Origin of the sequence: Curtobacterium sp. Leaf154 (genome assembly GCF_001424595.1) — a bacterium.
GTDB lineage: Bacteria > Actinomycetota > Actinomycetes > Actinomycetales > Microbacteriaceae > Curtobacterium > Curtobacterium poinsettiae.
In genome coordinates this window covers 75895-86801 of the sequence record NZ_LMOS01000005.1, presented here as the reverse complement: position 1 = coordinate 86801, position 10907 = coordinate 75895, and the positions used below count along the sequence as shown (strand labels likewise).

At 72.4% G+C, this 10907-nt stretch carries 8 protein-coding genes; 6 read left to right on the top strand and 2 right to left on the bottom strand.

The genetic code is table 11. The features are described from left to right. Positions 1-1147 precede the first annotated feature (1147 nt). The 6 genes from ASF75_RS18135 to ASF75_RS10580 all read left to right on the top strand — a co-directional run bounded on the left by ASF75_RS18135 (position 1148) and on the right by ASF75_RS10580 (position 7111). The gene (locus ASF75_RS18135; protein ID WP_228501111.1) at positions 1148-1936 is read left to right on the top strand and encodes a pseudouridine synthase; all 789 of its coding nucleotides are present in this window, start codon (positions 1148-1150) and stop codon (positions 1934-1936) included. Between the two features lie 58 nt (positions 1937-1994). Then, positions 1995-3107 (top strand): prephenate dehydrogenase, encoded by a 1113-nt coding sequence (locus ASF75_RS10600; protein WP_017885896.1) that lies wholly within the window; start codon positions 1995-1997, stop codon positions 3105-3107. 194 nt (positions 3108-3301) lie between these two features. Further along, complete coding sequence (cmk, locus tag ASF75_RS10595; protein ID WP_056071645.1) at positions 3302-3997, top strand: (d)CMP kinase; 696 nt, start codon at positions 3302-3304, stop codon at positions 3995-3997. 145 nt (positions 3998-4142) lie between these two features. After that, entirely contained in the window at positions 4143-5663 is a 1521-nt protein-coding gene (gene der / locus ASF75_RS10590; protein WP_017885894.1) for a ribosome biogenesis GTPase Der, read from the top strand. A gap of 127 nt (positions 5664-5790) precedes the next feature. Beyond that, on the top strand, positions 5791-6417 hold the full coding sequence (locus ASF75_RS10585; protein WP_156463859.1) for a hypothetical protein: 627 nt from the start codon (positions 5791-5793) through the stop codon (positions 6415-6417). Between the two features lie 172 nt (positions 6418-6589). Further along, positions 6590-7111 (top strand): hypothetical protein, encoded by a 522-nt coding sequence (locus tag ASF75_RS10580; RefSeq protein ID WP_017885892.1) that lies wholly within the window; start codon positions 6590-6592, stop codon positions 7109-7111. Positions 7112-7192: 81 nt separating this feature from the next. On the opposite strand, the gene ASF75_RS10575 is transcribed toward ASF75_RS10580, so the two are convergent. Together ASF75_RS10575 and ASF75_RS10570 are read right to left on the bottom strand one after the other, a co-directional pair. After that, a complete protein-coding gene (locus ASF75_RS10575; RefSeq protein WP_200942690.1) occupies positions 7193-9349 on the bottom strand; it encodes a RecQ family ATP-dependent DNA helicase in 2157 nt (718 codons plus the stop codon). 76 nt (positions 9350-9425) lie between these two features. Then, on the bottom strand, positions 9426-10901 hold the full coding sequence (locus tag ASF75_RS10570; protein WP_056071239.1) for a hypothetical protein: 1476 nt from the start codon (positions 10899-10901) through the stop codon (positions 9426-9428). Positions 10902-10907: the final 6 nt, after the last annotated feature.

Here is a 10907-nt window from a genome sequence, read left to right as displayed (position 1 = left end):
CGGCGGGTACGGTCGCGACGACCGTGGGGGCGCACGCCCGCCGCGGGACGACGACCGTCGTGGCGGGTACCCGTCGCGTGACGACCGTGGCGGCGACCGTGGCGGCGACCGTGGTGGGTACCGCGGGGCTTCGGCTCCGCGTGACGACCGTGGTGGCGACCGTGGTGGGTACCGCGGGGCTTCGGCTCCGCGTGACGACCGTGGTGGCGACCGTGGTGGGTACCGSGGGGCTTCGGCACCGCGTGACGACCGTGGTGGGTACCGGGGGGCTTCGGCACCGCGCGATGACCGTGGTGGCTACCGGGGCCGCGATGACCGGTCCGGTGGCGGCGACCGCGGCGGGTACCGCGGCAACTCCGCTCCGCGTGACGACCGCGGCTACCGGGGTCGTGATGACCGTTCCGGTGGCGGCGACCGTGGTGGGTACCGGGGCAACTCGGCTCCGCGTGATGACCGTGGTGGCTACCGGGGCCGTGACGACCGTGGCGCTTCGGCTCCGCGCGATGACCGTGGTGGTTACCGGGGCTCCGCTCCGCGTGACGACCGTGGTGGCTACCGGGGTCGTGACGACCGCGGGAGCGCGGCTCCGCGTGACGACCGTGGTGGCTACCGCGGCAACTCGGCTCCGCGTGACGACCGTGGTGGCTACCGCGGCCGTGACGACCGCGGGGCTCCGGCTCCACGTGACGACCGCGGCGGGTACCGGGGTCGCGACGACCGATCCGGTGGCGGCGACCGCGGTGGGAACCGCGGCAACTCCGCTCCGCGTGACGACCGTGGTGGGTACCGGGGCCGTGACGACCGTGGGGCTTCGGCTCCGCGTGACGACCGTGGTGGCTACCGCGGCCGTGACGACCGCACCAGCTCGGCACCCCGTGACGACCGTCGGGACGACCGCGGCCGCGACGACCGCCGCACCCCCGACGGCCAGCAGAGCCGCGTCTGGCACAACGGCCGCCGCTACGTCGGCGGCACCACGAGCGTCCGCAACAGCGACCGCACCACGCCGAAGCCGAGCGGGCAGCGCGACGACCGGGGCAACCCGGCCGAGGGCACGCCCGAACGGCCGATCATCGAGGACTGGGACGCGGCGGACGGAACGGCGCCTGCCGGGGCCGAGCCGGGCCTCCAGGCAGAGGGCGAGCGCCTGCAGAAGGTGATCGCCGCTGCCGGCGTGGCATCCCGCCGGGTCGCGGAGAACCTGATCGTCGAGGGCCGCGTGACGGTCAACGGCGAGGTCGTGGACGCCCTCGGTCGTCGCGTCGACCCCGAGAAGGACGCGATCAGCGTCGACGGTGTGCCGGTGCAGATCGACTCGTCTCGGCGCTACATCGTGCTGAACAAGCCGACCGGCGTCGTCTCGAGCCTGCAGGACGAGCGCGGTCGCCGCGACCTGACCGAGTTCGTGGACCGCTACGAGGAGCGCCTGTTCAACGTCGGCCGTCTCGACGCCGAGACCTCCGGGCTGCTCGTCCTGACGAACGACGGCGACCTGGCGCACGTGCTGGCGCACCCGTCGTTCGGCGTGCAGAAGACGTACATCGCGAAGGTCCACGGCAACGTGAACCCCGCCGTGGTGCAGCGCCTGACCGAGGGTGTCGAGCTCGAGGACGGTCCGATCAAGGCTGACAAGGTGCGGTTGCTCGAGTCCTCGCGGGGCGAGTCGCTCGTCGAGATCACCCTGCACTCCGGCCGCAACCGCATCGTCCGACGCATGCTCGAGGCCGTCGACCACCCGGTCCTCGAACTCGTCCGCCGGTCGTTCGGGCCGCTGCACCTGGGCAGCCTGCCGCCGGGCAAGATGCGCGAGCTCGGCACGGTCGAGGTCGGCAAGCTGCTCAGCACCGTCCGCGACGCGAAGCCGTCCGCTCGTGACGACCGCGACGTCGCACTCGACCAGGACGACGACGAGTACGAGGACGAGTCGGCGGACTGACCGACCCCGACGCTCGGGCATCGACCGATGCCCGAGCCTCGATCGGTAGGCTTGCCCGGTGACCGACGTGACCCCGACCGACATCGACCGCCGTCTACGCGGCCCGGTCCGGGTCGTCGGTGCCGGGTTGCTCGGCGCCTCGATCGGTCTGGCCCTGCGTGAGAAGGGTGTGGACGTCGTCCTCGACGACGTCTCGCCCGCCGCGCTGGCGCTCGCCGTGGACTACGGCGCCGGGCGTCGCCCGGCAGCCGGCGACCAGCCGGAGCTCGTCGTCGTCGCGGTGCCGCCGGACGTCGTCGCGACGGTGGTCGAGCGTGAGCTCGCCGCCCACCCCGACGCCGTCGTGACCGACGTCGCCAGCGTGAAGTCCGGGCCGCTCGCCGCCCTGGTGGCGGCCGGGGCCGACGTCTCCCGCTACATCGGGTCGCACCCGATGGCCGGACGCGAGCGCAGCGGTCCGACCGCCGCCCGCGCCGACCTGTTCGTCGGCCGCCCGTGGGTGATCGCGGGACACGACGGCATCACGTACCAGCGAGCTGCGGTGGTCGAGGACCTCGCGCTGGACGTCGGCGCGACCGTGGTGCCGATGGACCCCGAGTCGCACGACCTCGCCGTGGCGTACGTCTCGCACGCGCCGCAGCTCGTGTCGACGCTGATGGCCTCGCGCCTGCGCGATGCCCCCGACGGGTCGCTCGGCCTGGCCGGCGGCGGCGTGCGCGACGTCACCCGGATCGCCGCGAGCGACCCCGGGCTCTGGGTGCAGATCATCGGCGCGAACGCCGGGCACATCCGGCCGGTGCTCACCGACCTGCGCGACGACCTGACCCGCGTGATCGACGCGCTCGGCGACCCGGACGGTGCCGGCTCGCCGCGTGCCATCGCCGAGACGATCGCCGACGGCAACCGCGGGGTCGAACGGCTGCCGGGCAAGCACGGCACCACCAAGCGCTTCGCCCAGGTGGTCGTCCTGGTCGACGACACCCCCGGGCAGATCGCCGCACTCCTGACGTTCATCGGGGAGATCGGCATCAACCTCGAGGACATGCGCCTCGAGCACTCACCGGGCGCACAGATCGGCATCGTCGAGGTGTCGGTGCTGCCCGAGCAGGAACAGCGACTCGTCGAGGAACTCGAGGGGCGCGGATGGAGGATCGCAGCAGCATGGGCCTGAACGACGACACGAACGCAGCGACGAACGACTCCGGTGTGACCGGCGGACCGGACGGGCCCGACTCCGGCCTCCCGACCCCGGGCCAGGGTGGTGCCGGCGGCCCGCTGAGCGGCAGCGGCGACGGCGGCGCACTCGGTGGTCCTGCCGGCGGCCTCGGCGAGCCCGGCGGGGAGCCCGGTTCGACCAGCGCCCCGATGCCGTCCGGTCTGGCCGACGGCGCCTACGTGGCGAAGATCGTGATCGCGGTCGACGGTCCGGCCGGCAGCGGCAAGTCGAGCGTCTCCCGCGCGGCGGCCCGAGCCCTGGGCTACGGCTACCAGGACACCGGCGCCGCCTACCGTGCACTCGCGTGGCACGCCCTGCAGCAGCGGGTCGACCTCGACGACGCCGCGGCGGTCCTGGCGAGCTGGGACACCTTCGACTACGCCATCGGCACCGACCCCGACGACTACTACGTCAAGGTGGGGGAGACCGACGTGACCGAGGCCATCCGTACCCCCGACGTCACCGGTGCAGTGGCCCACATCGCGAAGCTCCCGGACGTCCGGAAGCGCCTGGTCCATCTGTTCCGCACCGTCATGCGGAAGACCGACGCCCCGGGCATCATCACCGAGGGCCGGGACATCACCACGGTCGTCGCACCCGACGCCGAAGTCCGGATCCTGCTGACGGCCGACGAGTCCGTTAGAATGGCCCGACGCTCGGCAGAGGTCACGACCCAGTCGGCCGCCGAGACCTCCGCAGCACTCGCTCGTCGCGACGCGGCGGACGCGAAGGTCGTCGACTTCATGAACGCCGCCGACGGCGTCACGACGCTCGACTCCACCGACCTCGACTTCGACCAGACCGTGCAGGCGGTCGTCGACCTGGCCCGCGCGGCCACGCACTGACGCAGACCGGACCGCCTCGGCGGGCCGCTCACGCACTGACGCAGACCAGAACGCTCCGGCGGGACGGTCAACCACGGCCGGACCCCCGGCCCGGCCGGCAACGGCCACCGACACCGCGGCCCCGGCCGCTCGCGAGGAACACAAGATGGCTCAGCTGGACAATCCTGACAACGACGACTTCCCGGAGTACGACGACGCCCTCGGCGAGCGTCTCGCCGGACTCGACGAGGCAGAGGCCGAGCAGCGTGCCACCGCGCTCCGCGCCGGCCTCGAGGAGTACGACCTCGAGGACGAGGACCTCGCCCTGCTCGAAGCGGGCCAGATCGGCGAAGACGGCGTCCACTACCTGCCGGCTTACCCGGTGCTCGCGATCGTCGGTCGCCCGAACGTCGGCAAGTCGGCGCTCGTCAACCGCATCCTCGGTCGCCGTGAAGCCGTCGTGCAGGACGTCCCCGGCGTCACCCGCGACCGCGTCAGCTACAAGGCCGACTGGAACGACAAGCGCTTCACGCTCGTCGACACCGGCGGCTGGGAGCCCGGCGCCGAGGGCATCAACGCCTCCGTCGCTGCCCAGGCCGAGGTCGCGATCGACCTCGCCGACGCCGTGCTGTTCGTGGTGGACGTCACGGTCGGCATCACCGCCACCGACGAGCACGTCGTGAAGATGCTCCGCGGCACCGACCGCCCCGTCATCGTCGTCGCGAACAAGGCCGACGACGAGCGCCGTGAGCTCGAAGCCTCCGAGCTCTGGAACCTGGGCCTCGGCGAGCCGCACCCCGTGTCCGCCCTGCACGGCCGCGGCGTCGCGGACCTGCTCGACCTGATCATCAAGACGCTCCCCGACACCTCGGCCGTCGCCAAGCAGGAGGTCGGTGGCCCCCGCCGCGTGGCCATCCTCGGCCGCCCGAACGTCGGCAAGAGCTCGCTGCTCAACAAGGCCGCCGGTGAAGAGCGGGTCGTCGTGAACGACATCGCCGGCACCACCCGCGACCCGGTGGACGAGCAGATCGAGCTCGGCGGCAAGGTGTGGCGCTTCGTCGACACCGCCGGCATCCGCAAGCGCGTGCACATGCAGCAGGGCGCGGACTTCTACGCGTCGCTCCGCACCACCGCCGCGCTCGAGAAGGCCGAGGTCGCCGTCGTCGTCCTCGACGTCACCGAGCCGGTGTCCGTGCAGGACCTGCGCATCATCGACCTCGTCCTCGAGTCCGGCCGTGCCCTCGTGCTGGCCTACAACAAGTGGGACCTGCTCGACGACGAACGCCGCCGCTACCTGGAGCGCGAGATCGAGCAGGACCTGGCGCACGTCGCCTGGGCCCCGCGCGTGAACATCTCGGCCCGCACCGGCCGTCACCTCGAGAAGCTCGTGCCGGCGCTCGAGACCGCCCTCGAGTCGTGGGACACCCGCATCCCGACCGGCAAGGTCAACGCCTTCATCGCCGAGCTCGTGCAGGAGCACCCCCACCCCGTGCGCGGCGGCAAGCAGCCCCGCATCCTGTTCGGCACCCAGGCGTCGAGCCAGCCGCCGACCTTCGTGCTCTTCACGTCGGCGTTCCTCGACCCGCAGTACCGACGCTTCATCACGCGTCGACTCCGCGAGGTCTGGGGCTTCTCCGGCACGCCGATCAACGTCAACATGCGGGTGCGCGAGCGCCGGAAGCGCTGAGCCTCCCCACCCGTCACGCAGAACGCGCCCCGATCCGTCGGGGCGCGTTCTGCGTTCTGCGTTCGCGTCCGCGGTCGGCCTGGAGGCCCGGGGCCGGTCTGGCGCGCCGGTGCGGCATCATGGGGGCGTGGGTACCGGGCGGTGGGCAGCCGACCGACGTCGGCTCGCCCTGGTGGGTGTCCTCGTCGGGGTGGTCTTCGTGGGTTCGGTGTCCCTGTGGACGAGCTCGCACGCACCGGACGACGGCGAACCGGTCACCCGTGCCGACGCAGTGGGCCCCGAACCGGCGCAGTCGCCCGACGTCCGGCTGCCGCCGTCCGACGCCCTCGGGGAGCCGATCGAGCCCGAACCCGTCCGTCCGGTCGACGGTTCGCCCATCGACCCGTGGTGGCGCCGCGTCCCGCCGGTCTCCGGTGACATCGTCGGCATCGGGGCTGCGGCCTCCGGGCACGTCCGGATCGCCGCGAACACGAGTGACGAGACCCTCGCGGTGGAGATCGACCACCTGGAGACCGGCGGGGACGGCCCGGTCGACGTCGTGCTGTCCGCGGGGACGGTGCGCGGTGGCTCGAAGCCGATGTGGACGCCGGTCGGGGAGTCCTACGAGCTGTTCCAGGCCGACGGGGTCGAACAGGGGCTGACCGTCGTGCTCGGCGAGCCGTGGACGCTGCCCGACGAGGTCCGCTCCCTGGTCCTGCTGGACGCCGACACCGGCACCGTGCTGGGCGGCGCGGCACTCGTCCCGTCTGACTGAGCGGGGCGCAGGCTGAGGCTGCGCGGGGTTGGGGCTGCGCGGGGTTGTGCTGCGCTGCGCCGACGGAGAACGACACCGTCGTGGTCGTCCGACGTCGACAGTGTCGTTCCGCATCGGTGCTCGTGCCGGTGCCGCGTCCGCCGCTACCGCCGGGATGGGGCACGATGTACTGGTGACGCAGCAGAACGACGGACTCGGTGTGCTCGCCGACCGTGTGTGGTGCCGTCTTCGGCTCGACCGGTTGGCCGGAGGCCGGCAGTCCGGGTACGTGATCCGCGAGGACATGCTCGAACACCCGGACACGGTCCGTTCGTTCCGGTGGATCCGGTGGCTGCTCGTCGCGGAGACCGTCGTCGGCCTCACCGCCATCGTGGTCGCGGTGCTGCTGACCCGCGCCGGGGAGTCCCTGTCGTGGGCGGTGTGGTTCCGGTCCACCGTGGTGCTGCTGATCACCTTGACGCTCTACGTGTTCGCCTGGCGGGCGCAGCTCGGGTACTACTGGGCGTACCAGCGGCTGCGGTTGTTCAGCCGGATCTTCCCGATCGTGACGCTGATCGTCGCGGCGATCCCGGGGCTCTACCCGTTCTGGATGGTCATCGAGCAGATCCTGTTCTCGGTGCTGATGGTCGGCATCGGCGACGTGCTGACGAGCGACCACATGCGGGCCACGTTCCCGAAGCCCGCGCGGCGGTAGGGCTCCGGCGGGCGGCGGACCGGCTCCGCGACAGAACACGAGTCGATCGACACGTGGACTGTCGCAAAACAGGTGCGGGGGCTACGCCACCGTGGCCAGGGCGAACGGGAGCACGGCGGAGGCCCCGGCGCGCCGGAGCTCCCGGCCGGCGACGGTCATCGTCCACCGGCTGTCGACCAGGTCGTCCACGAGCAGCACCGGGCCCTCGTGCGACTGCAGGGCGGCGGCGAGCGACGGATCGACCACGAAGGTGTCCCACACGCCGGACAACCGGTAGGCGCTGTTCGTCGCACCGTCGCCGCGAGGGGTCCCGCCGGCACGGCCGAGCGTGCCGAGGAACTGCAGCCGCCCGATCGTGGACAGCGCCTGGGCGAGGGACCCCACGAGCTCGGGCCGTGACCGCGAGGACATCGCCACGACGCCGGTCGGCCGGGTCTCCCACGGCCAGTCCTTGAGCGCCCGGACGCAGCCGTCGACGAGTTCGCGCGAGATCGGTGCATCCGGGGTGGACGGCGAGAACATGGCACGCAGGGGACCACCCCAGCCGAGGTCGGTCAGACGCGCCACCGCACGGCCGGGCTGCACGAGCTCGTCCGGACCGATCTTGCCCCGCACCGAGACACCGAGCGACGACATCCCCGAGGGCCACTGGGCACGCGGGGCGATCTCGACGCCGACCTTGTCGAGCGCGGCCGCAGCTCCGGACGAGTCGGTGTCGGACACGGCGGTCGGGAACCACGCCCCGGCGCAGTTGTCGCATCGGCCGCAGGGCTCGGCCGAGGGGTCGTCGAGGTCCTGCTGCAGCAGCTGCATGCGGCAGGCCGAGGTGGACTCGTAGTCGAGCATCGACGCGGCCTCGGCAGCACGGGCCGCGGCGACGCGTTCGTACCGGGGTGCGTCGTACTCCCACGGCTGCCCGGTCGACACCCAGCCGCCGGTGACGCGTCGGACGGCGCCGTCGACGTCGAGCACCTTGAGCAGGAGTTCGAGGGTGGAGCGCTTGATGTCGACCAGACCCTCGAGCGCGACGGTCGACATCGCGGTGTCGGTCGACAGGGCGCCCAGCACGGCGGCGGCACGGGCTTCGGTCGGCATCGAGGCACTGGCGAAGTACTGCCAGATCTCGCGGTCCTCGCGCCCGGGCAGGAGCAGGACGTCGGCGTTGTCGGTCGCACGACCCGCGCGACCGATCTGCTGGTAGTAGGCGACGGGCGACGACGGAGCGCCGACGTGCATGACGAACCCCAGGTCGGGCTTGTCGAACCCCATGCCGAGCGCACTCGTGGCGACCAGGGCCTTCAGCTCGTTGCCCTTGAGCTGCTGTTCGAGCTGCTCGCGCTCGTCGGTGTCGGTGCGCCCGGTGTACGCGCGGACGGCGTACCCGTTGTCGCGCAGCAGGCGGGCGATGTCCTCGGCCGCCGAGACCGTGAGCGTGTAGATGATGCCGCTGCCGGGCAGGTCGCCGAGATGGGCGAGGAGCCACCCGAGCCGCTGCCGGGCGTCGGGGAGGGTCAGCACGCCGAGGCGCAGGGACTTGCGGGCCAGGGACCCACGGATCGTGAACACCGGGTCGGCCGGGCCGGCGGTCAGCTGTTCGGCGACGTCCTCGACCACGCGCTCGTTCGCCGTCGCGGTGGTGGCCAGGACGGGGACGCCGTGGGGGAGCGACCGGATGAGCTCGGCCAGACGCCGGTAGTCCGGCCGGAAGTCGTGGCCCCAGTCCGAGATGCAGTGCGCTTCGTCGACCACGAGCATGCCCATCCGGGCGATCAGGGTCGGCATCTGCTCGTCGCGGAACTTCGGGTTGTTCAGGCGTTCGGGGGAGACCAGGAGCACGTCGACCTCGTCACGGGCGAGGGCAGCCTGGGTCTCACCCCACTCGTGCGCGTTCGCGGAGTTGATCGACACCGCACGGACCCCGGCCCGCGCGGCAGCGGCGACCTGGTCGCGCATCAGGGCGAGCAGCGGCGACACCAGGACCGTCGGGCCGCCCCCGCGTCGGCGCAGCAGCAGCGTCGCCAGGAAGTACACCGCCGACTTGCCCCAGCCGGTGCGCTGGACGACGAGGGCACGCTGCCGGTGCTCCACCAGCGCGGAGATCGCCTCGAGCTGGCCGGGGTGGAACACCGCGTCGGGGCGCCCCGTGAGCGCAGCGAGCGCCTGCTGCGCCTCGGCGGCGATGTCCGCAGAGGGGGAGACGGAAGACGACGCAGTGGACCCGACACCAAGACCAGACATGCCCCCATGCTGTCAGCACCGACCGACGAAACCCGGGTCGCGACTCCCGGCTGTGGACAACCGGACCAACCGGGCACTACTGGTACGTGATCAGCGACGGCGTCGGCCGCACGTCCCGCATGGTCTGCGCGGGCGTCAGCATGGGCGTGTCCTCGTCGGTGAAGTTCTTCCAGCCCCAGTGCAGCCCCTCGGGCGCGCCCTGGTGCAGCGCCTTCCACGTCGCCTGCTTGTCCGGCTGCGACCCCTGCCCGTCGACGTGCACGAGCATGTCGAGCTCCGGGTGGGTCTGCAGTGCTGAGCGGTCCTGGATCATCGACAGCCGGAACTGGTGCAGCACCAGGGCCTTCGGCGGCAGCCCTTCCTGCTTGACCAGCGCAGCCAGCCACGACGAGACCTTGTTCACCTCGGACGCCGACACGCTGCCGATCTGCTGCAGGGGTACCTGGTCCTTCGTGAGCCGCCACTCCGGGTCGAGCGCCAGCCACACACCGGGCTGCTTCAGCAACGACTCGTACTTCTTCGCCTGCGACAAGAAGTCCGACCGCCCCGGCTGCAGGTCGATGATGACCGGCATGTCCGCATCGTGGGCGGCCTCGACGTAGGGCTCGAGCGTCGAGACCGGCAGTTCGGTCGAGTAGTCGCCGTCGGCACCGGCGTCCCCGGCGGCGACGGTCGCGATGACCTCCATCGCGGGCGTCACGAGCTCGTCGGACTCGGCCCGGTACGGCTTCGCGACCTGCTCGGCCCGCTGCACGGTCTGCTTCGGCCCCTGCTCGCCGAGCACTCCCAGCGCCGGCGCCCCGGGAGCCCCGTACAGCGCGACGTACCGGTGCCCGTCGAACGGCCGCTGGCCGCCGTTCCGCAGCTGGAACCCGCCCTCGGCCGCCCGCACCATCCAATCCGGGTCCGGCAGGGCGTCGAACGCCGCACCGACCAGGACCGTCGGGTGCTTCGCCCGCTCGTGCAGCGCCGTCACCACGTCGGGTGCGGCAGCCGGGTCGGTCACGCCCTTCGGCATGGTCACGACCCGCGCACCGGCGGCCTTCGCGGTTGCTACGGCAGCAGCGTCCGCACGCGTGTCCGCCACCACCACGGTCGCCTGCCGGGAGGCCCCGGTCGACTCCGGCGCGTCACCGCCGTCCGGCGCCTGCCGCTGTTCGATGTCCGTGTCGAGCGACACGTCGCCCTCGGCCTGGTACCAGCCGGCACCGAGCCGGTCGAGCTCGCGGGCGACGGCAGCGTCCTCGTTCTTGGTCGTCAGCAGCACCGGGACGTGGGCGCTCGCCGCGGTCTTCGCTGCGTCGCGGATCCCGTCGGCGTCGTCGGCCGGGGCGACGACCGCGCCCGGAGCGCTGGCGAACAGCGCCTTGCTGACCCGGACCGACCGCGCTGCGGCGTCCGCAGCGTCGGCCACCGTGACGGTGTCGGCGGAGGCCTTCGCCAGGGTCGGGCGGCTCGTGTCCGGTTCGCTCGACGTGCACCCGGCGGCTCCGAGCAGCAGGCCGGAGACGGCGATCGCGACGAGGACACGAGGGGTGGAACGAGAACGCATCGGGCC

What these genes read in the sequence shown, in the direction of transcription:
- cmk (WP_056071645.1), top strand. Translation starts at nt 3,302, where the DNA reads ATGCCGTCCGGTCTGGCCGACGGCGCCTACGTGGCGAAGATCGTGATC.
- der (WP_017885894.1), top strand. Translation starts at nt 4,143, where the DNA reads ATGGCTCAGCTGGACAATCCTGACAACGACGACTTCCCGGAGTACGAC.
- ASF75_RS10575 (WP_200942690.1), bottom strand. Translation starts at nt 9,349, where the DNA reads ATGTCTGGTCTTGGTGTCGGGTCCACTGCGTCGTCTTCCGTCTCCCCC.
- ASF75_RS10570 (WP_056071239.1), bottom strand. Translation starts at nt 10,901, where the DNA reads ATGCGTTCTCGTTCCACCCCTCGTGTCCTCGTCGCGATCGCCGTCTCC.